27 protein-coding genes are annotated in these 26526 nt (G+C 62.9%); 11 read left to right on the forward strand and 16 right to left on the reverse strand.

The genetic code is table 11. From position 1 onward, the window contains the following. Positions 1-21 precede the first annotated feature (21 nt). Positions 22-1623 carry a sigma-54 dependent transcriptional regulator gene (locus AYM40_RS14950; RefSeq protein ID WP_063498036.1) on the forward strand — a complete coding sequence of 534 codons (1602 nt, stop codon included), beginning with the start codon at positions 22-24 and terminating at the stop codon, positions 1621-1623. Positions 1624-1770: 147 nt separating this feature from the next. Further along, positions 1771-2271, forward strand: a complete 501-nt coding sequence (locus AYM40_RS14955; RefSeq protein ID WP_063496888.1) for a dihydrofolate reductase — start codon at positions 1771-1773, stop codon at positions 2269-2271. A 201-nt stretch (positions 2272-2472) separates the two neighbouring features. Here the strand turns inward: AYM40_RS14955 and pmbA are convergent, their stop codons facing one another. Next, positions 2473-3843 carry a metalloprotease PmbA gene (gene pmbA / locus AYM40_RS14960; RefSeq protein WP_063498037.1) on the reverse strand — a complete coding sequence of 457 codons (1371 nt, stop codon included), beginning with the start codon at positions 3841-3843 and terminating at the stop codon, positions 2473-2475. 418 nt (positions 3844-4261) lie between these two features. Here pmbA and yjgA point away from each other — a divergent pair, with 418 nt between their 5' ends. Together yjgA and mog are read left to right on the forward strand one after the other, a co-directional pair. Further along, complete coding sequence (yjgA, locus tag AYM40_RS14965; protein ID WP_063498038.1) at positions 4262-4873, forward strand: ribosome biogenesis factor YjgA; 612 nt, start codon at positions 4262-4264, stop codon at positions 4871-4873. Continuing rightward, complete coding sequence (mog, locus tag AYM40_RS14970; RefSeq protein ID WP_063496889.1) at positions 4854-5498, forward strand: molybdopterin adenylyltransferase; 645 nt, start codon at positions 4854-4856, stop codon at positions 5496-5498. Before yjgA ends, mog begins: the two co-directional genes overlap by 20 nt. A 22-nt stretch (positions 5499-5520) precedes the next feature. Here the strand turns inward: mog and orn are convergent, their stop codons facing one another. Continuing rightward, complete coding sequence (gene orn, locus AYM40_RS14975) at positions 5521-6138, reverse strand: oligoribonuclease (RefSeq protein WP_063496890.1); 618 nt, start codon at positions 6136-6138, stop codon at positions 5521-5523. Positions 6139-6360: 222 nt separating this feature from the next. Here orn and AYM40_RS14980 point away from each other — a divergent pair, with 222 nt between their 5' ends. From AYM40_RS14980 to AYM40_RS14990, 3 genes are read left to right on the forward strand one after another with little or no spacing between them, the layout of a single operon-like run. Continuing rightward, positions 6361-7620, forward strand: a complete 1260-nt coding sequence (locus AYM40_RS14980; protein ID WP_063496891.1) for a M48 family metallopeptidase — start codon at positions 6361-6363, stop codon at positions 7618-7620. After that, positions 7617-8558, forward strand: a complete 942-nt coding sequence (rsgA, locus tag AYM40_RS14985) for a ribosome small subunit-dependent GTPase A (protein ID WP_063496892.1) — start codon at positions 7617-7619, stop codon at positions 8556-8558. Before AYM40_RS14980 ends, rsgA begins: the two co-directional genes overlap by 4 nt. Positions 8559-8588: 30 nt before the next feature. Then, complete coding sequence (locus AYM40_RS14990) at positions 8589-8909, forward strand: putative signal transducing protein (protein WP_063496893.1); 321 nt, start codon at positions 8589-8591, stop codon at positions 8907-8909. A gap of 204 nt (positions 8910-9113) precedes the next feature. On the opposite strand, the gene AYM40_RS14995 is transcribed toward AYM40_RS14990, so the two are convergent. The 6 genes from AYM40_RS14995 to rpsP form a co-directional block, all read right to left on the reverse strand. Next, positions 9114-10052: a CobD/CbiB family protein gene (locus AYM40_RS14995; protein WP_063496894.1), complete on the reverse strand. Its 939-nt coding sequence runs from the start codon at positions 10050-10052 to the stop codon at positions 9114-9116. Between the two features lie 115 nt (positions 10053-10167). Continuing rightward, positions 10168-10881, reverse strand: coding sequence for a CoA pyrophosphatase (locus AYM40_RS15000; protein ID WP_063496895.1), 714 nt, complete (start codon positions 10879-10881; stop codon positions 10168-10170). 93 nt (positions 10882-10974) lie between these two features. Then, positions 10975-11364, reverse strand: a complete 390-nt coding sequence (rplS, locus tag AYM40_RS15005; protein WP_007180916.1) for a 50S ribosomal protein L19 — start codon at positions 11362-11364, stop codon at positions 10975-10977. Positions 11365-11519: 155 nt separating this feature from the next. Further along, entirely contained in the window at positions 11520-12287 is a 768-nt protein-coding gene (gene trmD / locus AYM40_RS15010) for a tRNA (guanosine(37)-N1)-methyltransferase TrmD (protein WP_063496896.1), read from the reverse strand. Between the two features lie 24 nt (positions 12288-12311). Then, positions 12312-13046, reverse strand: a complete 735-nt coding sequence (gene rimM / locus AYM40_RS15015) for a ribosome maturation factor RimM (protein WP_063496897.1) — start codon at positions 13044-13046, stop codon at positions 12312-12314. 129 nt (positions 13047-13175) lie between these two features. Further along, positions 13176-13430, reverse strand: coding sequence for a 30S ribosomal protein S16 (gene rpsP / locus AYM40_RS15020; protein ID WP_006050280.1), 255 nt, complete (start codon positions 13428-13430; stop codon positions 13176-13178). Positions 13431-13674: 244 nt separating this feature from the next. Here rpsP and AYM40_RS15025 point away from each other — a divergent pair, with 244 nt between their 5' ends. Next, entirely contained in the window at positions 13675-14805 is a 1131-nt protein-coding gene (locus AYM40_RS15025) for a PQQ-dependent sugar dehydrogenase (protein ID WP_420488480.1), read from the forward strand. A gap of 202 nt (positions 14806-15007) precedes the next feature. Further along, positions 15008-15475 carry an NINE protein gene (locus AYM40_RS15030; RefSeq protein ID WP_063496898.1) on the forward strand — a complete coding sequence of 156 codons (468 nt, stop codon included), beginning with the start codon at positions 15008-15010 and terminating at the stop codon, positions 15473-15475. A gap of 16 nt (positions 15476-15491) precedes the next feature. Here AYM40_RS15030 and AYM40_RS15035 read toward each other — a convergent pair whose 3' ends face one another. Beyond that, positions 15492-16637 (reverse strand): PA0069 family radical SAM protein, encoded by a 1146-nt coding sequence (locus AYM40_RS15035; protein ID WP_063498040.1) that lies wholly within the window; start codon positions 16635-16637, stop codon positions 15492-15494. Positions 16638-16735: 98 nt separating this feature from the next. Next, positions 16736-17224: an Lrp/AsnC ligand binding domain-containing protein gene (locus AYM40_RS15040; RefSeq protein WP_007180908.1), complete on the reverse strand. Its 489-nt coding sequence runs from the start codon at positions 17222-17224 to the stop codon at positions 16736-16738. Between the two features lie 160 nt (positions 17225-17384). Between AYM40_RS15040 and AYM40_RS15045 the strand changes: the two genes are divergently transcribed. Next, entirely contained in the window at positions 17385-18671 is a 1287-nt protein-coding gene (locus AYM40_RS15045; protein WP_063496899.1) for a D-amino acid dehydrogenase, read from the forward strand. Between the two features lie 154 nt (positions 18672-18825). Here AYM40_RS15045 and AYM40_RS15050 read toward each other — a convergent pair whose 3' ends face one another. From AYM40_RS15050 to AYM40_RS15075, 6 genes are all read right to left on the reverse strand, one after another. Next, positions 18826-20616, reverse strand: coding sequence for an acyl-CoA dehydrogenase (locus AYM40_RS15050; protein ID WP_063496900.1), 1791 nt, complete (start codon positions 20614-20616; stop codon positions 18826-18828). Between the two features lie 103 nt (positions 20617-20719). After that, positions 20720-21655 carry an electron transfer flavoprotein subunit alpha/FixB family protein gene (locus AYM40_RS15055; RefSeq protein ID WP_063496901.1) on the reverse strand — a complete coding sequence of 312 codons (936 nt, stop codon included), beginning with the start codon at positions 21653-21655 and terminating at the stop codon, positions 20720-20722. A 13-nt stretch (positions 21656-21668) separates the two neighbouring features. Next, positions 21669-22418, reverse strand: a complete 750-nt coding sequence (locus tag AYM40_RS15060) for an electron transfer flavoprotein subunit beta/FixA family protein (protein ID WP_063496902.1) — start codon at positions 22416-22418, stop codon at positions 21669-21671. A gap of 261 nt (positions 22419-22679) precedes the next feature. Next, complete coding sequence (locus tag AYM40_RS15065) at positions 22680-23480, reverse strand: MetQ/NlpA family ABC transporter substrate-binding protein (RefSeq protein WP_063496903.1); 801 nt, start codon at positions 23478-23480, stop codon at positions 22680-22682. A 193-nt stretch (positions 23481-23673) separates the two neighbouring features. Then, the gene (locus AYM40_RS15070) at positions 23674-24327 is read right to left on the reverse strand and encodes a methionine ABC transporter permease (protein ID WP_063496904.1); all 654 of its coding nucleotides are present in this window, start codon (positions 24325-24327) and stop codon (positions 23674-23676) included. Next, a complete protein-coding gene (locus AYM40_RS15075; protein ID WP_063496905.1) occupies positions 24317-25351 on the reverse strand; it encodes a methionine ABC transporter ATP-binding protein in 1035 nt (344 codons plus the stop codon). The genes AYM40_RS15070 and AYM40_RS15075 overlap by 11 nt, the downstream gene beginning before the upstream one ends. 329 nt (positions 25352-25680) lie before the next feature. On the opposite strand from AYM40_RS15075, the gene AYM40_RS15080 reads away from it, so the two are divergent. Beyond that, the gene (locus AYM40_RS15080; protein ID WP_236720958.1) at positions 25681-26505 is read left to right on the forward strand and encodes an alpha/beta hydrolase; all 825 of its coding nucleotides are present in this window, start codon (positions 25681-25683) and stop codon (positions 26503-26505) included. The last annotated feature ends 21 nt before the right edge of the window (positions 26506-26526 follow it).

Consider the following 26526-nt stretch of genomic DNA (forward strand, 5'->3'; position numbering starts at 1 on the left):
GTCAACGATACGAGGTTGATCGTGCGCGAATCGCCCCATCTGAGCAGCGTTACACCGCCATCCGGCGCTCATCTGTCGATTGCCCGAACGCAGGACGTTCCTGTGACGCGAGCAACGGAAGGCCTCGCGGGGCGCCCGTCGGAAGTCTCGTTGGCGCATCCTCAGGAGGCCGCTGCAGAGCGCTTGCACGCGCCCTCCACCGCCGCGAAAGAGAGCGGCCTGCTGCACGAGCGGACCGAACGGGCACTGCTGTACGTCGCGCGCACGCCGGATGAGACGCTGAGCGCCCATCTGAAGAGCCGCGGCTGGCACGTGATGATCGCCCGCTCGGCGCATGAACTCGCGCGCCTGCTCAAACCTGACGTGATATGCGCCGGCATCGTCGACCTGGCCAGCTTTGCGTTGCGCGACCTTGGCGGCCTCGAAGCGAGCCTGCGTCAACAGCAGATCGGCTGGATTGCACTCGCCACTTCGGACCGCCTCGCCGACCCCGGCGTGCGGCGCCTGATCCGCCACTACTGCTTCGACTACGTCAAGACGCCGGTAGCCAACGCCACGATCGACTACCTCGCCAATCATGCATTCGGCATGGTGACCCTGTGCGATGCCGATGAGAACCCGCCTGCCGCGCCCGCCACCGACGACGAAATGGTCGGTACCTGCGAAGCGATGCAGCAACTCTTCCGCACCATCCGCAAAGTCGCCAATACCGACGCCAGCGTGTTCATCTCGGGTGAATCCGGCACCGGCAAGGAACTCACCGCACTGGCGATCCACGAACGCTCGCCGCGCCGCAAGGCGCCGTTCGTCGCCATCAACTGCGGCGCCATTCCGCACCATCTATTGCAGTCCGAACTATTCGGTTACGAACGCGGCGCGTTTACCGGCGCGAACCAGCGCAAGATCGGCCGGGTCGAGGCCGCGGACGGGGGCACCTTGCTGCTCGACGAAATCGGCGACCTGCCGATGGAAAGCCAGGCAAGCCTGCTGCGCTTTTTGCAGGAAGGCAAGATCGAGCGGCTCGGCGGCCGCGAATCGATCCCGGTGGATGTGCGAATCATCTCGGCGACCCACGTGGATCTCGAGTTCGCGATGCGCGACGGACGGTTCCGCGCCGACCTGTTCCACCGGTTGTGCGTGCTGCGTGTCGACGAGCCGCCGCTGCGCGCCCGCGGCAAGGACATTGAGATTCTTGCGCATCACATCATGCACAAGTTCAAGACCGACAGTGCGCGCAAGATCCGCGGCTTTGCGCCGTCGGCGATCGAGGCGATGTACAACTACAACTGGCCCGGCAATGTGCGCGAGCTGATCAACCGGGTGCGCCGCGCGATCGTGATGGCGGAGAACAAGCTGATTTCCGCCGACGACCTCGACCTCGCGCAGTTCACCGAGCAACAGACCATGAGCCTCGCGCAAGCGCGCGAAGCCGCCGAGAAGCGCGCAATCGAAGCGGCGCTGCTGCGGCATCGCCACCGGCTGAACGAGGCGGCGACCGATCTGAATATTTCGCGCGTCACGCTATACCGGCTGATGGGTCAGCACGGGTTGCGGGATCTGAGCGCGGCCGACGAGAAAGCGTCGCTTGAAGCGTTCGCCGCCGGAGAGCCTTCGCACAAGTGACGGGGGCGCCTAGCCGGGGGCGCCTGGCCGGGGCGCTTAGCCACGGTTGCCTGCCCAGGGTTGCCTGGCGGGGAGCGTCGGCTGACATAGCGGCGCCTTCCTGCGCCTCAGGTAGAATCATCCTGGTTACGTTCCCCTTTCCATTCGATGACGACGCTCACCCTGATCGTCGCTCGCGCCAATAACGGCGTGATCGGCCGCGACAACCAGTTGCCCTGGCGACTTCCCGAAGACCTCGCGTTCTTCAAGCGCACCACGATGGGCGCGCCCATCATCATGGGCCGCAAGACGCATGAATCGATCGGCCGGCCGTTGCCGGGGCGCCGCAACATTGTCGTGACACGGGATGCCACGCGGCGCTTTCAGGGCTGCGACGCGGCCACCACCCTCGAGGACGCGCTGAAGCTCGCCGCCCAGGACCAGGCGCCGGAGGCGTTTCTGATCGGCGGCGCGCAGCTGTATGCGGAAGGTTTGCGTCAGGCGGACAAGCTGATCATCACCGAGATTTCCGCCGACTTCGAAGGCGACGCCACCTTCCCCGAACTTGATGAAAGCGAATGGGAAGAAGTCGCGCACGAAACGCATCGCGCGGACGCGCCGAATGACTTCGATTACGCGTTTGTGACTTATAAGCGTAAGGGTGCTTGAGGTTTTGCGCCGCGCCTGACGCTTCACACTTTACGGTTTGCGCCCGGGCTTCAGACGGCCAGCTTCGCGCCTCGAGCATTTGCCGCGCGCCGCAACGCGGGCATAAAAAAACGCCACGCAATCGCCTGCGTGGCGTTTTTTGTTTGCAGCCTTCCTGCACGGCCGGACTAAGGCAAGCCGCCGCCGGTTAAGCAGAACCGCTTATTGCCCGGCGATCGTCATCCGCTCGATCAGCACCGAGCCCGTTTCCTTGGTGCCGCGCGTGATCGTATCCGCGCCGATCGCGACGATATGGCGGAACATTTCCTGCAATGTGCTCGCCACCGTGATTTCCTCGACCGGGTACTGGATCTTGCCATTCTCGACCCAGAACCCCGACGCGCCGCGCGAATAGTCGCCCGTCACGTAGTTCACGCCCTGCCCCATCAGTTCCGTCAGCAACAGGCCTGTGCCGAGCTTCTTCAGCATTTCCTCGAAGTCGTCTTCCGGACGTGTCTTCGAGCTGCGCAGCGACAGATTGTGCGAGCCGCCGGCGTTGCCGGTGGTCTGCATGCCGAGCTTGCGCGCCGAGTAGGTGGACAGGAAGTAGCCTTCCACCACACCGTCCTTCACCACCGAACGCTGTTTGGTGCGCACGCCTTCTTCGTCGAACGGTGCGCTGCCCATCGCGCGCGCGACGTGCGGATCTTCGACCACCTGGATGTGCGGCGCGAACACCGGCTTGCCGAGGCTGTCGACCAGGAACGAGGTCTTGCGGTACAGCGCGCCGCCGCTCGTCGCCTGCACGAACGCGCCGAGAATGCCGGCGGCGAGCGGCGCTTCGAACAGCACCGGCACCTTGCGCGTGTCGAGCCCGCGCGCGCCGATGCGCGACAGCGCACGTTGCGCCGCGTAACGGCCCACCGCTTCCGGATCGGCGAGGTCTGCGGCGCTGCGGGTCGACGTGTACCAGTCGTCGCGCTGCATGTTGCGGCCGCTGCCGGCGATCGGCGCGCACGCGATGTAGTGGCGCGAGTACGGATAGCCGGCGAGGAAGCCGCGCGAGGTGGCCAGCACGAACTGCGAGTGCTGCGCCGAGACGCTCGCGCCTTCCGAGTTCTTGATCTGCGGATCGGTTGCGAAAGCGGCGTCTTCCGAGCGGCGGGCGATTTCCACCGCTTCGTCCGCGGAAAGATTCCACGGGTGATACAGATCGAGATCGCGCGGGGCGGTTTCGAGCAATTCTGCTTCGGCGAGACCCGCGCAGTCGTCTTCAGCCGTGAAGCGGGCGATGTTGTACGCGGCCGCCACCGTGTCTTTCAAAGCTTGCGACGAAAAGTCCGAGGTGCTTGCGTTGCCGCGCTTGTTGCCGATGAACACCGTCACGCCGACCATCTTGTCGCGGTTGTGTTCGATCGTCTCGACTTCGCCGCGCCGCACGGAGACGGACAGGCCGTCGCCTTCGGAGATCTCGGTCGCCGCGTCGGTACCGCCGAGCGACTTCGCGTGACGAAGGATGTCCGAGGCGATTTCCTTCAGTTCATCCTGGGTATGCGGAAAAAAGCGCTGCTTGACGTCCATGTCTGCTGCCATTGTCGTTGCCGTCCTGTTCGGGGCCGAGCGGCCCTGTGTGTTCGCCCATGCCACGCACTTGCGTACGCGCTTTACGCGCGCCATTTGCGTGCTCACTTGCATGCTCTTTTGCGTTGGCACGCATCCCGCGATCATAGCAAGGTACGCGAAGCTGTACCTGGCATTCGCTGAGCCTGACTTTGCCTCGGCGCTGTCCCGGCGCTGTCCCGGCGCTCTCCCGGTGTTGTCCCGGTGTTGTCCCGGTGTTGTCCCGGTGTTGTCCCGCTGCGGTCCCGCTGCGGTCGCGGTGCGGTCGTGCCGTTGTCCCGACTTTCTACCGGCCCGCCGCGTTTGCCGCGATCCTCAAAAACCCACTCGCGAAGCCTTGTGCGCTAGCAGCACGGCGGGTTCCGCGCGCGCGGCACGTTACAATATCGGTATGACACGCAAAACCCGCATTCAACCTATCGAATCCGCCGAGCCGGAAGTCGACGAGAACGGCTACGACCGTCCCAGCAAGTCCCAGCTCAAGCGCGAAATGCACGAGCTGCAGGAACTGGGCTCGGCGCTGATCGCCCTGCCGAAAGACGCGCTCAAGCGCATGCCGATGCCCGAAAAGCTCGACGACGCCGTGCGCGAAGCGCGCCGCATCACCGACCACGAAGGCAAGCGCCGTCAGGTGCAGTACGTCGGGCGCGTCATGCGCTCGCTGCTGGACGAGGAAACCGCCGCGCTGCGCACCGCGCTCGACACCTACAACGGCGTCAACAAAGCGGAAACTGCCAAGCTGCACTGGATCGAGCGCACCCGCGAGAAACTGCTCGCCGACGACGCCGCGCTGACCGAATTCATCCGCCAGCACCCGAACGCCGATCCGCAGCAGGGCCGCACGCTGATCCGCAACGCCCGTAAGGAAGCGCAGCAAAGCAAGCCGCCGCGCTACTTCCGCGAGCTGTTCCAGTGGATCAAGAACGCCGACGGCCCGTCGGCCGGCACCGATTCCGAAACGGAAGACGCCCTGGAAGACGACGATGACGACCGCGACGCGTAAGCCAACGCGCGGACATCCGGATGAAATCGTGATCGGCCTCGTGTCGGTCAGCGACCGCGCGTCCACCGGTGTCTACGAGGACAAGGGCATTCCGGCGCTGCAGGAATGGCTCGGCGCCGCCCTGACCTCGCCGTTTCAAGTGGTCACGCGCCTGATTCAGGATGACGCGCCCACGATCTCCGCCACGCTGATCGAACTGGTCGACGAAGTGGACTGCGATCTGGTGCTGACCACCGGCGGCACCGGCCCGTCGCGCCGCGACGTCACGCCAGAAGCGACCCTGGCGGTCGCGACGAAGGAAATGCCGGGTTTCGGCGAGCAGATGCGGCAGATCAGCCTGAATTTCGTGCCGACGGCGATTCTGTCGCGCCAGGTGGCGGTCATCCGCGAAACTGCAACACACGCAGCGCTGATCATCAATCTGCCCGGCCAGCCGAAGTCGATCAAGGAAACGCTGGAAGGCTTGCGTGACGCCGAAGCGGGCGGCGCGGTGAAGGTGCCGGGCATTTTCGCCGCGGTGCCCTATTGCATCGACCTGATCGGCGGCCCGTATGTGGAAACGAACGCCGACGTGGTGAAGGCGTTCCGGCCGAAGAACGCGCAGCGCGCGCCCCGGCAGGGTTGAAACTGAAACGGCCGCTTACTGGTTATTCCGCGGCGGGCGTTTCCGGGACCTGCGAGGCCGCCGGAATCAGGAAGTGTTCGCGGTAGTACTTCAGTTCGTCGATCGATTCGTGGATATCGGCCAGCGCCGTGTGCATCGCGCGTTTCTGGAAACCCTTGTAGATCGCCGGCTGCCAGCGGCGGCACAGTTCCTTCAGCGTGCTGACGTCGAGATTGCGGTAATGGAAGAAACGTTCCAGATCCGGCATCCAGCGCGCCATGAAGCGGCGGTCCTGGCAGATCGAATTGCCGCACATCGGCGATTTGCCCGGCGGCACGTATTGCGCGAGAAAGTCGCGAATCTGTTCTGTGGCGTCGGCTTCACTCACCGTCGACGCCTTCACGCGATCGATCAGGCCCGAGCGGCCATGCGTGTTCTGGTTCCACTGATCCATTTTGGCGAGCGTCTCGTCGCTCTGATGAATCGCCAGCACCGGGCCTTCGACCAACCGGTCGAGCGTCGAATTCGTCACCACCACCGCGATTTCGATGATGCGGTCAGTGTCCGGTTCGAGCCCGGTCATTTCCATGTCCAGCCAGACGAGATTCATGTCGCTGCGCACGAGCGACGGCGGTTCGGTGGATGCGAGGATGTCAGTCATGAAGGCAACCCTGATGGCCGGGTAAACGGCTTCGCTGGAAGCACGCTTGCCGCGGCGATTGTTCGTAATAGATTGGTTTGAGCCGGCTTGGACCTGCCTGGGCCTGCCTGGGCCGGGTTTAAGCCGGGTTTAAGCCGGGTTTAAGCCGGGTTTAAGCTTATCGCCCCGCCGCCAGGCGGGAAGAAACATATAATTCTCGCATAGATACCACGGAATCCCCGGATGCCTACCCTGTACTTCACCGTTCTGTTCGTCGTCGCCGTCGTGGCGATGGTCGGCACCAAACTGTGGCTCGCGTCGCGGCAGATCCGCTTCGTCGCCGGCCATCGCGAGCAGGTGCCGAGCCAGTTTGCCGGCACCATCGCGCTCACCGCGCACCAGCGCGCCGCCGACTACACCGTCGAACGCACGCGGCTGACGATGATCGAGATCGTCGTCGGCGCGGCTGTGCTGATCGGGCTGACGCTGCTGGGCGGCGTGCAGGCGCTCGACCTGGCGATCTCCGATTGGCTCGGCCGCGGCTACGCCGGCCAGATCGCACTGGTCGCGGCGGTGATCGCGATCACCAGCGCGATCGATCTGCCGTTCGAGTACTACCGGCAATTCGTGGTCGAGCAACGTTTCGGCTTCAACCGGATGAGCAAGGGTATTTTCTTCCTCGACCGTCTCAAGGGCGTTCTGCTCGGCGCCGCGTTCGGCCTGCCGCTGCTGTTCGTCGTGCTGTGGCTAATGAGCCAGGCCGGCACCCTGTGGTGGCTGTGGACGTGGATCGTCTGGGTCGCGTTCCAGATGCTTGTGCTGGTGCTGTATCCGTCGTTTATCGCACCGCTCTTCAACAAGTTCGAGCCGCTCAAGGACGAAGCACTGAAAAGCCGCATCGAAGCGCTGATGCAGCGCTGCGGTTTCGCCGCCAAGGGCCTGTTCGTGATGGACGGCAGCCGCCGTTCGGCACACGGCAACGCCTATTTCACCGGCTTTGGCGCGGCCAAGCGGATCGTGTTCTTCGACACGTTGCTCGCGCGCCTGTCGGGCAACGAGATCGAAGCGGTGCTCGCGCACGAACTCGGCCACTTCAAGCGCCGTCACGTGATCAAGCGGATGATCGTCACGTTCGCGATCAGCCTCGTGATGCTCGCGCTGCTCGGCTGGCTCACGCAATGCGTGTGGTTCTATGAAGGACTGGGCGTGCGGCCGTCGCTGATCGGCGGCAATAGCGGCCTCGCGCTGGTGCTGTTCTTCCTCGCGCTGCCGGTGTTCCTGTTCTTCGTCACGCCGCTCGGCAGCCTCAGCTCGCGCAAGCACGAGTTCGAAGCCGACGCGTTCGCCGCCACGCAAACCGATGCGCAAGACCTCGTCAACGCGCTCGTCAAGCTGTATGAGGACAACGCGTCGACCCTGACGCCAGATCCGCTCTACACCGCGTTCTATTACTCGCATCCGCCGGCGTCGCAGCGGATCGACCGCCTGTTGCGGCACGCATGAGCGCGCGCTCCCCGAAAGCGCCGCGCGCGCCGTCCAGCACGCGCGTGGGCGGGCTCGTCATTGCCGCTCATGGGCGCCACTACCTGGTTGCACCGGAAGACGGCAGCCCGATGCTCCAGTGCTTCCCGCGCGGCAAGCGCAGCGAAGTCGCGGTCGGCGATCGTGTGATTTACGAGCCGACCTCGGCGGATCAGGGCGTGATCGTCGAGATCGGCGAACGGCGCAATCTGCTGTATCGCTCGGATCAGTACAAGTCGAAGCTGTTTGCCGCGAATCTCGATCAGTTGCTGATCGTGCTCGCGACCGAGCCGCATTTCAGCGAGGATCTGCTCGGCCGCGCGCTAGTCGCCGCCGAGGCGAACGAGCTGAAGCCGTTGATCGTGCTGAACAAGATCGACGTGACCGGCGCGCTCGAAGGCGCGCGCAAGCGGCTCGAACCGTATCGCGCGCTCGGCTATACCGTGGTCGAAGTGTCGATCAAGACGCAGCCTGACGCCGCGCGCCCCGCTTTGCTCGAACACCTGCAAGGTCACTCGACGCTGCTGCTCGGCCAGTCGGGCATGGGCAAATCAACGTTGGTGAATCTGCTGATTCCGGATGCCGAGGTAGCCACACGTGAGATCTCGACCGCGCTGAACAGCGGGCGGCATACCACGACCTTCACGCGGCTCTACCCTTTGCCGGGTGGCGACGGCGGTGCGTTGATCGATTCACCGGGGTTCCAGGAATTCGGTCTGCATCACCTGACCGAGGGCCGGCTCGAACGCGCGTTTCCCGAGTTCCGGCCAATGCTGCCGAACTGCCGCTTCTATAACTGCCATCACTTGCAGGAACCGGGCTGCGCGATTCTCGAAGCGGTCGCCGACGGCGGGATCCGGCGTGAACGGCATGCCCTGTATGCGCAACTGGTGCACGAAGCTAGCCAGATCGTGCGCTAACGCGCGTCGCTATCAACCCATGGACTCACGATGAAATTGATGCGCGCGCCTAATCTGATCATCGGACAGCATTGGGTCAACGTGCTGGAGACGGCGGGCATCGCTTGCGAGTTGCATAACCGTTATCTGAATGGCGCGCTCGGCGATATTCCGGCGGATCAGTGCGCGCCGGAGCTATGGCTCGTCGATGAACGCGACGAGGCGATGGCGCTGCGCCTGATCGATGCGGCTTCGCATGGGCCGGCGGCGGGCTCGCCTTCGTGGCAATGCCGTCAGTGCGGGGAGACGCTCGAGGCGCAGTTCACGGTGTGCTGGCAGTGTGGGACGGCGCGCGATCCGCTGGACGGTTGAAGCGGTTAGACGCGGCTCATGGAGGGTGAAGCGACCAGGCCTCCGGTACTAATCGGTCATGTAATCGTGGCGTGAGCAATGAAACAGCCGGGTTCTATGAACTGACCCCGCAAAGTTGGACATCGATCCAACCTTTGGGGTGCAGTTCACTACCCGGCTTTTTTCTGCGGTGCGTGAGTCACGCGCTGACTCAAACGAGCGGCCTCAGGCCAGCCACACCGCGATCGTCAACATCAGCAACAGAATCATCCACAGCACCACCGCGCGCCACACGAGACCCACCGCCGATTGCAGCGTACGCGGCGTGCAGTCGTCGCCGACCTGCATCGGGCCGCCGTCGCCGGTGGCCAACGCGTCGAGGCTCGACGGCTCGGCGAGCGGCCCGCTCAGACGCGCACCCAGCGCCCCACTGCCCGCGGCCAGCAACACGCCGTCATTCGCATCCGGCCACTGACGCGCGTGGTTGCGCCACGCATAAATCGCGTCTTCAAAATTACCGACGATCGCAAAGCCCAGCGACGTGAGCCGCGCCGGCACCCAGTCGATCACGAAAAAGGCGCGCTGCGCGAAACTCGAAAACGCCACCGTGCGATCGTCGACCGGCCGCGCCCATGCACGCGCCAGATACTCGGCAATCCGATACAGCACCGCGCCCGCCGGCCCAACCGGAATCAGAAACCAGAAGAACACGCCAAACACATGCCGATGCGATGCGACCACCGCGTGAATCAGCGTATGACGCACAATCTCGCTGACGGGCATGTCGACGGTGTCGAGCCCGGTCCATTCATTCAGGATTTCACGCGCACGCGGCACATCGTCGTTGTTCAACGCGAGGTGGATGTCGGTGAAGTAATGGCTGAACTGCCGGAAGCCGAGCGTGAAGTACAGCACCGCGACGTTCCACAGGAAGGCCAGCGCAAAGTGAATGTGATAAAGCACGTAGTAGACGAGCGCGACGGCCAGCGTCCAGGGCACCACCACCACCAGCCATGCGAGCAGGCCATGCTTGGGCTTGCCGGCATCGAATCCGTGCGCCGCCGACTCCGCATGGTATTGAAGCAACGCGGACACCGGATTGTTCGGCGACAGCGCGCGTACCTGTTCAATGATCAGAGCCAGCAATACGGAGAAAAAAGTCATGCGGTGCGCCGTGCTTTTCGAGTTTTTACGATTGTTTTATAACGATAGCACAGGGTCGGATGCGACTGAGCGCGGACGTTGACAAACACCCAACAACTGCACAGACCGACGCAGCTTATGCCGCTAGAAAGCGATAGAAGTTGCGCAGCATCGCCGCCGTTGCGCCCCAGATGAAATGATGGCCACCCACCTGATCCTCGCGATCTTCGGACGCCGACGCGGTTCGCGGATAGGGCATGGCGAAGAAGCGCCGCTCGCCGCCCTCATAACGAAACACACGTTCTTCGTGATTCGCAGGATCCATCAGAAAAGCGAGCGGCACTTCGAAGACTTCGGCCACTTCGAGTGCATCCACTTTCAACGTGAAAGGCGGGTGCACGAGACCGATCACGGGCGACACGCGAAACCCGGTGCCCGTCAAATAGTCGGGCAACGCACCGAGAATTTCAACCCTCGACGGCTCGAGTCCGACTTCTTCCTGCGCCTCGCGCAATGCCGTGGCGGTCGAATCTGCGTCGAAGGGTTCATGACGGCCGCCGGGAAAGCTTACCTGGCCGGCGTGGTCGTTCAGATGGTCGGCACGTTGGGTCAGCAGCACGGTGAGACCGTTGTCGCGCACGACCAGTGGCACCAGCACGGCGGCAACGCGCGGATCGGCGCGCACGTCACGCCAGGGCACTTCGATAATGGGTTCAGGCGTCCAGCTAAGACGCTGCGCGAAACGCCCACGCAGACCGTCGGGCGTCAGGCGCCCGGCAACGACCGGTGGCAGATCGGCACCTGTCGCTTCGACAGGCAGAGTTTCAGGCTCAAAGGCGGGGCGGATCAACGGGTCTCTCGGAATGAGCGGATAGGGGACATGCCGCTATTTTGACCTGGCAAACAAAAAAGCACCCGCGAGGGGTGCTTTTTCTTACAGCTTTTACGCTTCCGGAGCAGCGCGGTCTTTCTTCGCGACCAGCTTTTCCTTGATCCGAGCCGACTTGCCCGAACGGTCGCGCAGGTAGTACAGCTTCGCACGACGCACATCGCCACGACGCTTCACGACGATGCTTGCCAGCAGCGGCGAGTACGTCTGGAACGTACGCTCGACGCCTTCGCCCGACGAAATCTTGCGGACGATGAACGACGAATTCAGACCACGGTTACGCTTGGCGATCACGACGCCTTCGTAAGCCTGAACACGCTTACGCGTACCTTCAACCACGTTCACGCTGACGATCACCGTGTCGCCGGGGGCGAATTCGGGGATGGTCTTCTCGCCGAGGGCGCGCGCGATTTCTTCCTGCTCGAGTTTTGCAATCAGATTCATCACTGACTCCTAAGTCCATCTTGTCGACGTTCGTACCTGCCTCGCGCTGGTTTTACCTGGTGCGCCTGGCTACGGCCCCGATAGAGGATGGGTTCACATCTGGCGCCGTACACGCATGTGCGGCACCGCCTATGTCCGCTCGAAAGACCGAGGCTTTACGCCTTCGACACTTCCTTCGCGAGACTCGTAAGCCATGCCTCGTCGGCACGGCTCAACATCTTGTACTTTCTGGCCTTCACGATCAGATCGGGCCGCTTGTTCAGCGTATTGCGCAAGGCCTCACGCCGACGCCATGCCTCGATTTCCGCATGATGGCCGCCGAGCAGCACATCGGGCACACGCACGCCGTTGTATTCCTCCGGACGCGTGTAATGCGGACAATCCAGCAGCACGTCGACGAAACTGTCCTGCACCGCCGATTGTGAATCGTTCAGCACGCCGGGCAACTGGCGCACCACGGCATCCATCAACGCCATGGCCGGCAATTCCCCGCCGGACAGCACGAAGTCGCCGAGACTGACTTCTTCGTCGACAACACGGTCGAGCAAACGCTGATCGATCGCTTCATAGCGCCCGCACAACAGGATCAGACCGGGCTCGGCCGCGAACTGCATGACACGATCGTGATTCAGCGTGGCGCCTTGCGGCGACATCATCACGACGCGCGACGCGCCGATGCCCTGCTCCGCCTGCGCCGCTTTCGCCGCGCCGATCGCGTCTTCGAGGGGCTTGGCCAGCATGACCATGCCGGGGCCGCCGCCGTAAGGACGATCGTCGATTGTGCGGTAGTTGTCCGTGGTGAAATCGCGTGGATTCCACGTACGCAACCCGTAGCGCTCCTGCTTCGCCGCACGGCTGGTGATACCCCAGTCGGTCAGCGCACGAAACATGTCAGGAAAGAGCGTCACGACATCGAACTGCATCGCTCTCTCCAGTCAGCGAGTTATTTAGTAATCGGCTTCCCAGTCGACGATGATCTGCTTCGCCGCCTGATCCACCGTTTTGACAAAGACGCCGACGAACGGGATCAAGCGCTCGCCGGTGACCGGCTTACCGCTTTTGTCGGTATCCGGGTATTCGATACGCAACACCGAGTGCGCACCGTTGTCGATCATGTCTGCAACCTTGCCGAGGTTGACCCCGGCAACGTTCACCACATCCAGGCCGAGCAGGTCGACCCAGTAGAATTCATCGGCCCCGAGGGCCGGAAATTCGCTGCGGCTGATATAAACGCGCGTGCCGCGCAGTGCCAGTGCCACATCGCGGTCAGTTACGCCGCCCAGATGGGCAACGATACTGTCGCTATGCGTTTTTGCCTGTAACGACGGCGCCGATTTGCGCTCGTGGCCTTTCAGCAACCACCAGCGCTTCGCGCTTAGCAACGCGTCGCCGCCGTGTCCGGCATCCGCGTGCGCGGCTACCTTGACCCAGCCTTTGAGGCCGTAAGCGTCGACAATTGCACCGACCTCGACCGCATCGGCCGGCCAGCTCTCCGCCGTTTCCGCGCGCATGCCTGCTGCGTTGGAACCGGCGCTTGCAACTTCGGCTTTCGCCTTGCCTTCGGCCCGTTCGACCGGCTTGCGGACGAATGCTCCGAACGGCGCCTGATCAGACGTCTTCGCGCGCGGGGCTGCTACTTTTGCCTTCGCGCGGCCTGAACCGCCGGAATCACGCTCAGACATAAGGGAACCTCGAAGAGAACCTCGCTGCCAACTTCGACGTCTGCTTCAGCAAAACTCGCGCATCGGACTGCTCACGCAAGCTGCGCGAGCCGCCGGCCGAACCGACGACGATACGCATGCTAGCTGCCATTAAGCAGCCGGCTGCGCCTTTTGCGCTTCTTTCACGAGACGCTCGACGGTCGGCGACAGTTGTGCGCCAACGCCTTGCCAGTACGTCAGGCGGTCTTGAGCGATACGCAGCGACTCACCCTTCGTAGCGACCGGGTTGTAGAAGCCAACGCGTTCGATGAAGCGGCCGTCACGACGGTTACGCGAATCGGTTGCGACGATGTTGTAGAACGGGCGCTTCTTGGAGCCGCCACGAGCCAAGCGGATGATGACCATACTAGAATCCTTGAAAACCGGGGTTCGGAACGACTGAAACACGCGATTATAGCGGGAAACCGACGCCATAACAAACACTTACCGGGATAAACTGAGTGGCCGGGTTGCGCCGGCCATCCAGGCGAGGAGCCCGGACCACGCCAAAACGCCCGAATTACCTGACGGAGCGCCCGTGAAACTCCTGCTGCCGCCTGCGTTTTTTTTCGCTTCATTCGCCGCCTTTCGGCGAATCGCCGGCTTTGCGCTGCTTGCCGGCTTTTCGAGCGCCGTCCGCGTTCAAGCCCTGCGAGCCGGCGCAACGGTGTTGCTCGCCGCCACTGCCCTGCCGGCGCTGGCCGCGCTGCCGGTCGAGCGCATCAAACTGCCACCGGGCTTCCATATCGAGGTCCTGTCGGACGCGGTACCCAGCGCGCGGGGCATGGCGCTCTCGCCGAAAGGCATTCTTTATATAGGCAGCCTTGACGGCCACGTCTACGCGCTCGAATTGCAGAATGGGCGCGTGACGGCTCGCCACGTGATTGGCTCCGGATTGGAAGCGCCGGCCGGTGTGGCGTGGCGGGATGGCGCGCTGTATGTGTCCGCAGTGTCTGAAATTCTACGCTTCGACGCGATCGACGCCCATCTGAATGACCCGCCCAAGCCAGCCGTCGTCACCGACACACTGCCGACAGAAACGCATCATGGCTGGAAATTCATTGCGTTCGGGCCGGACGGCAAGCTGTACGTGCCGCAAGGCGCGCCCTGCAACGTCTGCCTGAAAGACCGCGACCGCTTTGGGCTGATCGGCCGCATGGACCCGGACGGCAGCCATTATGAAGTCGTAGCGCGCGGCGTTCGCAATACGGTCGGCTTCGCGTGGCACCCGGTGACGCATGAGCTGTGGTTCACCGACAACGGCCGCGACATGATGGGCGACGACGTACCGGACGACAAACTCAACCGCGCACCGCGCGTCGGCATGGATTTCGGTTTCCCGTATTGCCATGGCGGCGACACGCCCGACCCCGAGTTCGGCAAAGACCACCCGTGCAGCGCCTTCACGCCGCCAGTTGTCAAACTCGGTGCACACGTCGCCTCGCTCGGCATGCGCTTTTACAGCGGCTCGATGTTTCCGGCCGCCTATCGAGACAATATTTTTATCGCCGAACACGGTTCGTGGAATCGCAGCAAGAAGGTCGGTTACCGCGTCGTACGGGTGATCACCAACCCTGACGGCAGCAACGCGCATCAGGAAGTCTTCGCCGTTGGCTGGCTCCAACCGGGCGAAGCGGTATGGGGCCGCCCAGCCGACGTGCAACCGATGCCCGACGGTTCGCTCCTGATCAGCGACGACTACGCCGGCGCGGTCTACCGCGTGACCTACTCCGCGCCTTAGCCTTAACCGCTGCGCAACTGCGCGCCGAGGCCGCCGACGCGGCCCGCACGCACCCAACCCACGACGGACACAAGCAGCCGCGGCGTCCATACGGTCGTACACCACGTGACCGCCACCACACAGCGTGGCGTAGAATGCGCGTCGGTCCGTGCCCACCGGCGCCCCGCTCCTTTCGACCGCCTGTCACTCTGCTCTCGCCTACATGTCCACGCTTGCTTCGACTTCCTCGCATTTCAGATCCAAGACGATTACCGCCGCGCTGGCATTCTTCTTCGGCAGTCTCGGCGCCCACCGCTTCTATCTGTACGGCATGCGCGACATTTACGGCTGGGCTCATCTGCTTGGCACGCTGATCGGGATTCCGGGCGCCATGCTGGTGGTGACCAGCGAGCGGGCCTCGATGCCCGGTTGGGTGCTCGCGTTTTTCGGTGCCGTTTCCCTGCTCTCCGCGTTTCTGGCTGCGATCGTCTACGGCCTGCGTCCGGATGAAAAATGGGATGCGCAGTTCAACGCGCAAACCCAGCGCAAAAGCCACTCTGGCTGGACCGTCATTTTCATCGTGATCTTTTCGCTGCTGATCGGCGCGTTCCTGCTGATGACGGGCCTTGCGATCTCGTTCCAGACTTACTTCGAAGGTCAGGTAGAGGCCGCCAAAGCGCTGTCGCAATGACCTCCCGCGCGCCGCGCTAAAAGAGGTTCAACTGCGAATCGTGGCGTGGTGGCGGTTCAGCACGCACCGGTTCGACCCGGCGAAAGTGCGACATGTCCAGAATGCCGCGATCGCGCCGGTTTAACCCGAGCCGGCGCACGGCCTTGTGGAAGCGTTGCTTCAACAGGTCCGCCCACAACCCTTCTCCCTTCATTCGAGTGGAGAAGCTCGAGTCGTAGTCTTTCCCGCCCCGCATATCGCGCACGCGACTCATCACCCGGTCAGCACGATCGGGAAAATGCGCCGCGAGCCAATCCTTGAAAAGCGGCGCGACTTCCCACGGCAAGCGCAGCACGATGTAACTCGCATTGCATGCACCGGCTTGCGCACAAGCCTCCACCACGCGCTCCATGTCCGGCTCGGTGACGAATGGAATCACCGGCGCGATGCTCACGCCAACGGGAATACCCGCTTCGCTCAACGTACGGATCGTGCGCAATCGACGCGACGGCGTGGCCGCACGCGGCTCCAGCGTGCGCGCGATATCCGCATCCAGCGTGGTGATCGTGATGGCCGCCATGAACTGCCCGCGCGCCGCCATAGGCGCGAGCAGATCGAGATCGCGCTCGATCAGCGACGATTTGGTGATCGCCGCGAAGGGATGGCTCCGCTCGCTGAGCACTTCTATCACCCGCCGAGTAAGCCGCAAATCGCGCTCGGCGGGTTGCCAGGCGTCCGTATTGACGCCCAGCGCGATCGGCTCGGGCACATAGGACTTCTTCGACAACTCGCGCTCGAGCAATTCCGGCGCATTGATCTTTGCATAGATGCGGCTTTCGAAGTCGAGCCCCGGCGACAACCCCAGATAACTATGGGTAGGCCGCGCAAAGCAGTAGATACAGCCATGCTCACAGCCCCGATACGGGTTCAGCGACACGCTGAACGGAATATCCGGCGATGCATTGCGCGTGAGAATGGTTTTGGCCCGCTCTTCGAAAACCTGCGTGCGTAAGACCTTGGGCTCGCCGCCTTCCTCCGGCGACGCAAGCCAGCCGTCGTCCACCACTTCGCGCTGGTCGACTTCATAACGGCCTTGCAGGTTCGTCACCGCGCCGCGCCCCTTGCGAGGCGCGGGCGGAGCGATCGGAAATTCGCTAGCGGAGTGGATGTCGGAATCGGTCACGGCTGGAGCACGCAAAAACAAAAACGGCGCAAAACACCTGTATAAATATACAGTGTTTACGCCGTTTGTCGAGCCCAGCCAGGCACCTTTCTCGCGAACTAATCACCAACTGCAATCGTCAGCGTTTCCTTGATTTCTTCCATCACCACGTAGCTCTTCGACTGCACCGCGCCGGGCAGTTGCAGCAGGATGTCACCCAGCAGTTTGCGGTAGTCGGCCATTTCACCGATGCGCGCCTTGATCAGGTAGTCGAAGTCGCCGGAGACGAGGTGGCACTCCAGCACCTCGGGGATCTTCTGCACCTCGCGGCGGAACTGGTCGAACATGTTGCCGCTTTTGTGATCGAGCGTAATCTCGACGAATACCAGCAGCGCCGCGCCCAGCTCAGCCGGGTTCACCCTTGCGTGATAGCCGGTGATCACGCCGTCGCGCTCCATCCGCTTGACCCGCTCGATGCAAGGCGTAACGGACAGCCCGACCTGTTCGGCAAGGTCTTTCATTGCCATCCGGCCGTCCTGTTGCAGGAGCCGCAGGATCTTGTGATCGAGTTTGTCGAGGGCCCGGACCGGTTGGCGTTGTGTACGCATAGTGTTTTTGCTGAAAATCTTGAAAATACGATAACAAAACCTACCTGACTGTTAATAGTATAGCGGTTAACACTGGGCGATCAGCGTTACACCTCGTTAATCGAATGAATTCCAACGAATCGACGAGCGCACCGCCCTCAGACCTTTCTCTGGAGCAGCTATGCGAGTCGTCGTTTTGGGCAGTGGCGTCGTCGGGGTGACGAGTGCTTATTATCTGGCGCGTGCCGGTCATGAAGTCACGGTGATCGATCGCGAGGCCGGCCCGGCGCTCGAAACCAGCTTTGCCAATGCCGGCCAGATTTCGCCGGGCTACGCGTCGCCGTGGGCGGCGCCGGGCGTGCCGCTGAAGGCCGTCAAATGGATGTTCCAGAAGCATGCGCCGCTGGCGATCCGCCTCGACGGCACGCAATTCCAGTTGCAATGGATGTGGCAGATGCTGCAGAACTGCACGTCGTCGCGTTATGCGGTGAACAAGGGCCGCATGGTCCGCCTCGCCGAATACAGCCGCGACTGTTTGCAAGCGCTGCGCGCCGAAACCAGCATCCAGTACGAAGGCCGCACCGGCGGCACGCTGCAGGTATTCCGCACGCAACAGCAGTTCGACGGCGCCGCGAAAGACATCGCCGTGCTGCGGGATGCCAACGTGCCGTATGAACTGCTGTCGCCGGCCGAGCTCGCAAAAGCCGAACCGGCGCTCGCCGCGGTCTCGCACAAGCTGACGGGCGGCCTGCGCCTGCCGGGCGACGAAACCGGCGACTGCCAGATGTTCACCACGCGCCTCGCCGCGCTGGCCGAGCAACTGGGCGTCAAGTTCCGCTACAACACGCCGATCGACTCATTCGCCATGGCGGGCGAGCGCATCGCCGGCGTGCAATGCGGTAATGAACTGGTGCGCGCGGATTCGTTTGTCGTGGCGCTCGGTTCGTACTCAACGAAATTCCTGTCCGGCCTCGTGAAGATTCCGGTCTACCCGCTCAAGGGGTATTCGATCACCGCGCCGATCGTCAACGAAGCGTCCGCGCCGATTTCGACCGTACTCGACGAGACCTACAAGATCGCGATCACGCGCTTCGACGACCGGATTCGCGTCGGCGGCATGGCGGAGATCGTCGGCTTCGACAAATCGTTGCGCCAGGCGCGCCGCGAAACGCTGGAACTATGCGTGAACGATCTGTTCCCGGGCGGCGGCGATACGTCGAAGGCCACCTTCTGGACTGGCCTGCGTCCGATGACACCGGACGGCACGCCGATCGTCGGCCGCACGCCGGTGCCGAACCTGTTCCTGAATACGGGTCACGGTACGCTGGGCTGGACGATGTCGTGCGGCTCGGGGCAACTGCTGGCCGACGTGATGTCGGGCAAGCAACCCGCGATCAAGGCGGACGATCTGTCGGTGCATCGCTATCTCGGCGAGACCGGCGGTGCGCATCGCCCGGCTTATGCTTGAGGTTTAGGGATTAACGATTAACGCTTCGCGAGCGGTTGCGCCGGTTCGTCATCGCAGACAAACCGGCCTGACAAAGACAAACGGCGCCTCACAGGGCGCCGTTTGTCTTTTCGCACGAGCTTTCGCTACATAGCTCGAGAGAAGAAGTGCAGCATCAGAACTGATCTTCCGACAACGCCAGCACACTCTCCCCGCTCTTCGCGGTAACGATCGACGCTTCGAGCGCCGACGCCTGCGGCAGCACATGCTCGGCATAGAACTGCGCGGTCGCGATCTTCGCACCGTAGAACGACGGATCTTCGGCGCGCTTTTCAGCCGCCACGAGCAGCGCACGCGCCATCTGCCAGCCGCCCAGCACGATGCCCGCGAGCTTCAGATATGGCACGCTGCCGGCGAACACCGCGTTCGGATCGTCCTTCGTGTTGGCAACAACGAAATCGACCGCCGCGGTGAGCGAGCGATGACCTTGCGCCAGATACTTCTTCATCGATTCGAACGCCGCACCCTGCTGCGTGCCGAGCGCCTCGATCGTTTCTGCTACGCCGGCCAGCAGCGACTTCGCCACCTTGCCGCCGTCGCGCACAGTCTTGCGGCCGATCAGGTCGTTGGCCTGGATCGCGGTCGTCCCTTCGTAAATCGGCAGAATGCGCGCGTCGCGGTAGTACTGCGCGGCGCCCGTTTCTTCGATGAAACCCATGCCGCCGTGCACCTGCACGCCGAGGCTCGTCACGTCGATCGACAGCTCCGTGCTCCAGCCCTTCACGATCGGCACGAGGTATTCGTAGATCGCCTGATGTCCGGCGCGTTTTGCTTCGTCAGGATGACGATGCGCGATATCGCAGTGAGCCGCGGCGACATACGCCAATGCGCGCGATGCTTCGGTGAGGCCACGCATCGTCGCGAGCATGCGGCGCACGTCCGGATGCTGGATGATTGCCACCGATTGCTTCGCCGAGCCGTCCACCGGGCGGCTTTGCACGCGATCCTTCGCGTACGCCACGGCCTTCTGATACGCCCGGTCCGAGACGCCCACGCCCTGCATGCCCACCGCGAAACGCGCCGCGTTCATCATGATGAACATGTACTCGAGGCCGCGATTTTCTTCGCCGATCAGATGACCGATCGCGCCGCCGTGGTCGCCGAACTGCAGCACCGCGGTGGGGCTCGCCTTGATGCCGAGCTTGTGCTCGATCGACACGCAGTGCACATCGTTACGCTCGCCGAGCGAACCGTCTTCATTGACGAGAAACTTCGGCACGATGAAGAGCGAAATGCCCTTCACGCCTTCCGGTGCGTTCGGGGTGCGCGCCAGCACGAGATGGGCGATGTTCTGCGCCATGTCATGCTCGCCCCACGTAATGAAGATCTTGGTGCCGAACAGCTTGAACGAACCATCGCCTTGCGGTTCGGCGCGCGTGCGCACCAGCGCGAGATCGGAACCGGCCTGCGGCTCGGTCAGGTTCATCGTGCCAGTCCACTCGCCGGAAATCAGCCTGGGCACGTAGGTCTGTTTTTGCGCTTCGGTGCCGGCGGTGAGCAGCGCTTCGATCGCGCCGTCGGTCAGCAGCGGACACAGCGCGAACGAGAGGTTCGACGCATTGAGCATTTCGATGCACGGTGTCGCGATCAGCTTCGGCAGGCCCTGGCCGTCGTAGTCGAGCGGATGCTGCACGCCTTGCCAGCCGCCTTCCACGAACTGGCGGAACGCCTCCTTGAAGCCGGGCGTCGCGGTAACCACGCCATCCTTCCAGCTGCTCGGATTGCGATCGCCTTCGACGTTCAGCGGCGCCAGCACTTCGCCGCACAGTTTCGCCGACTCTTCGAGCACGGCCTGAGCCGTGTCGAGGTTCGCGTCTTCGAAGCCAGGCAAGGTCGCGATGTCTTCGAGCGCGGCCAATTCTTTCATCACGAACAGCATGTCCTTGATGGGTGCCGTATAGCTCATGCCAGTTCTCCTCCGGTCTTTCGATATAAAAAGGGCGCCGGACTTGTTAGGTCCCACGCCCTTTCGTGTGCTGCCAGACGCCTGTTAACCGGCGCTGCGGCGCTTAGCCGAGTTCGCTAACAAGTTCCGGCACGAGCGTGAACAGATCGCCCACCAAACCGTAATCGGCGACGCTGAAAATCGGCGCTTCCGGGTCCTTGTTGATCGCGACGATCACCTTCGAGTCTTTCATCCCGGCCAGATGCTGGATCGCACCCGAGATGCCGACGGCCACGTACAGTTGCGGCGCGACGATCTTGCCGGTCTGGCCGACCTGATAGTCGTTCGGCACGAAGCCCGCATCGACGGCTGCGCGTGATGCGCCCAGCGCTGCGTTCAGCTTGTCCGCCAGCGGTTCCAGAACCTTGGTGTAGTTCTCGCCGTTGCCCAGACCACGGCCGCCCGAGACGATGATCTTCGCCGAAGTCAGTTCCGGACGGTCCAGCTTCGTCACTTCACGGCTCACGAACTGCGACAGGCCGGTGTCGGCTGCGGCTTCGATCTTCTCGACCGCTGCGCTGCCGCCTTCGGCCGCCACGGCATCAAAACCGGTCGTGCGGACCGTGATGACCTTGATCGGGTCAGCCGATTGCACGGTGGCGATGGCGTTGCCGGCGTAGATCGGGCGCTCGAACGTGTCTGCGCTGTCCACTGCGGTGATGTCGCTGATCTGTGCGACATCCAGCTTCGCGGCAATACGCGGTGCGATGTTTTTACCGTAAGCAGTCGCCGGCGCGAGGATGTGCGTGTAGTCCTTCGCGATGTTCATCACCGTCGCTTCGACGTTTTCTGCCAAGCCCGCTGCCAGTTGCGGCGCGTCGGCCAGCAGCACCTTGCTCACGCCAGCGATCTTCGCTGCCGCATCCGCTGCGGCTTGTGCGTTGTGGCCTGCCACCAGCACGTGGATATCACCGCCAATCTTCTGCGCGGCTGCGATCGTGTTCAGCGTCGCGGCCTTGATCGATGCGTTATCGTGTTCTGCAATTACCAGATTCGTCATTTCGTCCGTCTCCTTACAGCACCTTGGCTTCGGTCTTCAGCTTCTCGACCAGCGTCTTCACATCCGGCACCATCACACCGGCAGAGCGCTTCGGCGGCTCGACGACCTTCAGCGTCTTCAGGCGCGGCGTCACGTCAACGCCGAGATCTTCCGGCTTGATGACTTCCAGCGGCTTCTTCTTCGCCTTCATGATGTTCGGCAGCGTCACATAGCGCGGCTCGTTCAGGCGCAGGTCGGTCGTGACCACAGCGGGCAAGGTCAGCGACAGCGTTTCCGCGCCGCCGTCGACTTCGCGCGAAACCGTAGCTTTACCATCGGCAACGACAACCTTCGAGGCGAACGTCGCTTGCGGAAGATTCGCCAGCGCAGCGAGCATTTGGCCGGTCTGGTTCGAATCGTCGTCGATGGCCTGCTTGCCGAGAATCACCAGCCCAGGCTGTTCCTTGTCGACCAGCGCCTTGAGCAGCTTGGCGACGGCCAGCGGCTGCAGGTCTTCGTTCGACTCGATCAGGATCGCGCGGTCCGCGCCGATCGCCAGCGCCGTGCGCAGCGTTTCCTGCGCTTGCGTCACACCCGCCGACACGGCGATCACTTCGGTCGCCACGCCCGCTTCCCTCAGACGAACCGCTTCTTCAACCGCGATTTCGTCGAACGGATTCATCGACATCTTCACGTTCGCGATGTCGACGCCCGTGCCGTCCGATTTGACCCGGACTTTCACGTTGTAATCGACCACTCTCTTGACTGGCACCAGGATTTTCATGCACACGCTCCAAAGTTACGAATACGTCAGCCCAACGATCATTATAACGACTGCCCTTAGGGCAACCGCGTCGCGGGCGCTCTAGCAGAAGGATATCGCTCCTCAGCGGCGTGACGACAATATCGAACGATCGTTCTATTTTAATCTCGAAAAAACCCGGGCGACAACCCCGGGTTAAGACTTACGACTCTAATTTTACATTGCCGTCGTGTCTTGCTATGCCCACAGCCGGGGAAAACGGTCGAAAAGCCGGCCGTCACATCACCAGGCCGCGATCACCGCCCCACCGAATTTGCTCTCGACGAACTGCTTCACTTCCGGCGAATGATACGCCGCGACCAGTTTCGCCACCCACGGCTTGTTTTTGTCAGCTTCGCGGATTGCGATGATGTTCACGTAGGGGCCCTTCGGGTCTTCGATCGCGATGGCGTCCTGCCTGGGCTTCAGACCCGCTTCCATCGCAAAGTTCGTATTGATCGCGGCGGCGTCCACGTCGTTCAGCGAACGCGGAATTTGCGCGGCGTCGAGTTCGACTATCTTCAGCTTCTTCGGGTTGTCGACGATGTCGAGCGGCGTCGCCCTGAGACCTGCGTCCGCGCGCAGCTTCAGCAGACCCTGCTTTTGCAGCAACAGGAGTGCCCGGCCGCCATTGGTCGGATCGTTCGGCACCGCGATCTTCGCGCCCGGCTGCAATTCAGCCAGCGTCTTCACTTTCTTCGAGTAGAGGCCCATCGGGTACGTGACCGTATCGGCAACGCGGATCAGCTGGTAGCCGCGGTCCTTCACCTGGGCCTGCAAGTACGGGTCGTGCTGGTAGCTGTTCGCGTCCAGGTCGCCGCCGGCGAGCGCCGCGTTCGGCTGGACGTAGTCGGAAAACTCAACGATCTTGATGTTCAGGCCGTTCCTTGCCGCGACCGTCTTCACGACTTCCATGATCTGCGCGTGCGGGCCGCCGGTGACGCCGACCTTGATCGCGTCTTCGGCACGAGCCGCCGTGGCGGCAGCGAACAGCGACGCGGCGCCAAGCGTGGCGGCCAGCTTGAGAATGAAACGACGTTGCATGATGGACCTTTTCCGAATCTGGCAATTCTGTTGAGCGTGCCCCAAAACCTGTCGCTTCGCGCCCGCCTCCCCGAGGAGGCGATCCCCCAATCCCCCCAAGGGGCGGGGGACTTCCTTCGGAGCGGGGGCCTCCCTGCGGAGCGGAAAACTTGCGGCGCGCGGCGTTTTCTCGAAAGGCTCCGATAGCCTCTGTTTATTTATGGCTCAAACGACGCACGAGCCAATCCCCGAATGACTGCACCAGTTGCACGAAGACGATCAGGATCACCACGACCGTCACCATCACTTCCGGCAGGAAACGCTGATACCCGTAACGAATGCCCAGATCGCCGAGCCCGCCACCGCCGATCGCACCGGCCATCGCTGAATACCCGACCAGCGACACGAAGGTAATCGTCAACCCGGCGACCACGCCCGGCAGCGATTCCGGCAACAGCACCTTGAAGACGATCTGACTAGTGGTCGCGCCCATGGCCTGCGCCGCTTCGATCAGACCGCGATCGACTTCGCGCAAAGCTGTCTCAACCAGACGCGCGATAAACGGCGCTGCGGCGATCGTCAGCGGCACCACGGCCGCAGCCGTGCCGATCGACGAACCCACTACGAGGCGTGTGAACGGAATCACTGCGACCAGCAAAATGATGAACGGCGTCGAGCGCACCGCGTTGACGATTCCCCCTATCACGCGATTCACCGCGATATTCTGCAGCACGCCCTGACGGTCGGTCAGATACAGCAGCACGCCGAGCGGCAGGCCGACCGCTGCGCCGACCAGTCCGGAGATGCCCACCATCACGAGCGTTTCCCAGAACGACTGGACGAACATATCGAACATTTCACTCAACATACGACAGCTCCTCGACCACCACACCCTGTTCGCGCAGATACGTCAGCGCCTCTGCCACCTTTGCCGGTTCGCCGCCCGCCAACACCGCGAGCGAGCCGAACGCCTGCCCCTGGATCTCGTCGATCTGGCCGTGCAGGATGTTGAAGTCGAGTTCGTAGCGGCGAATCGTTTCCGACAGGATCGGCTGATCGACACCCGACCCGGTGAACGCGAGGCGCAGCAAATGTCCGCTGCCGGTCTTCAGGCGTTCGGCCACGCGCGCCTTCATCGCGGGCGGCAGTTCCTGCGCGATCACGTCGCCGATCAGCGCGCGCGTGACTTCGTGATGCGGTTGCAGGAACACGTCGATGACCTTGCCCTGTTCGACCACACGGCCCGCGTCCAGCACCGCGACGCGGTCGCAGACCTGCTTGATCACGTCCATCTGGTGCGTAATCAGTACGATCGTCAGGTTAAGTTCGCGATTGATACGCTTGAGCAGTTCGAGGATCGCGCGCGTGGTTTCGGGATCGAGCGCCGAAGTCGCTTCGTCGGAGAGCAGCACCTTCGGCTTGCTCGCCAACGCACGCGCGATGCCGACGCGCTGCTTCTGCCCGCCGCTGATCTGCGCCGGATAACGATCCTTCTGCGCCGACAGGCCGACCAGTTCGAGTAGCGGCAGCACGTTCGCCTCGATCTCGTCGCGCTTCATGCCGGCGAGTTCGAGCGGCAAGGCCACGTTCTCGTACACCGTGCGCGACGACAGCAGGTTGAAGTGCTGGAAAATCATGCCGATTTCGCGACGCGCCTCGCGCAATTGCGCGGCGGGCAGCGTCGTCAGATCGCGGCCGTTGACGACGATGTTGCCTTCGCTCGGGCGCGTCAGCAGGTTAAGGGTGCGCACGAGCGTACTCTTGCCCGCGCCGCTGCGGCCAATGATGCCGAACACCTCACCCGCCGGAATCGACAGATTGACGTTGTGCAACGCCTCGACCCAGCCCCGGGGCCCGGCGAACCGCTGAGAAATATTGCGTATTTCGATCATGGAAAAACGAAACGGCGGAGTTCGCCAACGAGCGTTGTGCGCTCCTGACAAGCGGCCGCCGTTGCTTTTATTAGGATTTGAGCGCGCAATTCTACCGCAGCACCGTCATTCTCTTTAATAATCAATTACGATCTTTTCATAACCACAGGGCATTAGAGGCCGGCCCGGCGCGAGATGCTCGCGCGTGCGCACCCGCTGCGACTATGATCGGGCAAATCAGAATCGGGACCAGTTCAGGACAAACGGTGGCTAAGGAAACAACTCGACCAGGCAATGTGCGTCCCGCAGCAGCCGCCCGGAAAGGCGGCGCGGCGCGGCGCTCGACGGTCATGACGAGCGACGGCATCGACCTGCCGTTGTACCGCTGGCCCGCCACGACACCATTGCGCGGCACCGTCGCGCTGGTGCACGGGCTAGCGGAGCACGCGGGGCGTTACGCGGCGCTGGCGGATCGGCTGAATCCGGCCGGCATTGAACTCGTCGCCATCGACTTGCGCGGACATGGGCATGCGCCGGGCAAACGCGTGTGGGTGAAGCGCTTCGACGAGTATCTGCTCGATGCTCAGGCCTTGCTCGATGAAGCGGCGACCAGTTGCGCACCACTGTTCCTGATGGGCCATAGCATGGGCGGCGCGGTCGCGGCGCTGTACGCGATCGAACGGCTCGCGGCAAGCGAGCGCCGGCTCAGCGGCCTGATCCTGTCGAGCCCCGCGCTCGCGCCGGGCCGTGATGTGCCGCGCTGGATGCTAAAGGTGAGCCAGGTGATCAGCCGCTTCTGGCCGACCTTCCCGGCGATGAAAATCGACGCGGCTTTGCTGTCGCGGCTTCAGCCCGTGGTGAACGCCAATCGTAACGATCCGCTGGTTCATCACGGCGCGATTCCGGCGCGTACGGGCGCGGAGTTGTTGCTGGCGATGGCGCGCATCGAACGCGGCCGTGCGGAACTACGCGTGCCGCTGCTGGTGTATCACGGCACCGCCGACAAGCTGACCGAACCCGAAGGCAGCCGCGATTTCGGCGCGCACGCGGGCTCGCCGGACAAAACGCTCACGATGCACGAAGACAGCTATCACGAGACGATGAACGATCTCGACCGGGATCGGGTGATTGGCGCGCTGATCGACTGGATCGAGAAGCGGCTGCCCCAAGCGTGAGCACTTGACGGCATGGCGGAG

The organism is Paraburkholderia phytofirmans OLGA172 (assembly GCF_001634365.1).
Classification (GTDB): domain Bacteria; phylum Pseudomonadota; class Gammaproteobacteria; order Burkholderiales; family Burkholderiaceae; genus Paraburkholderia.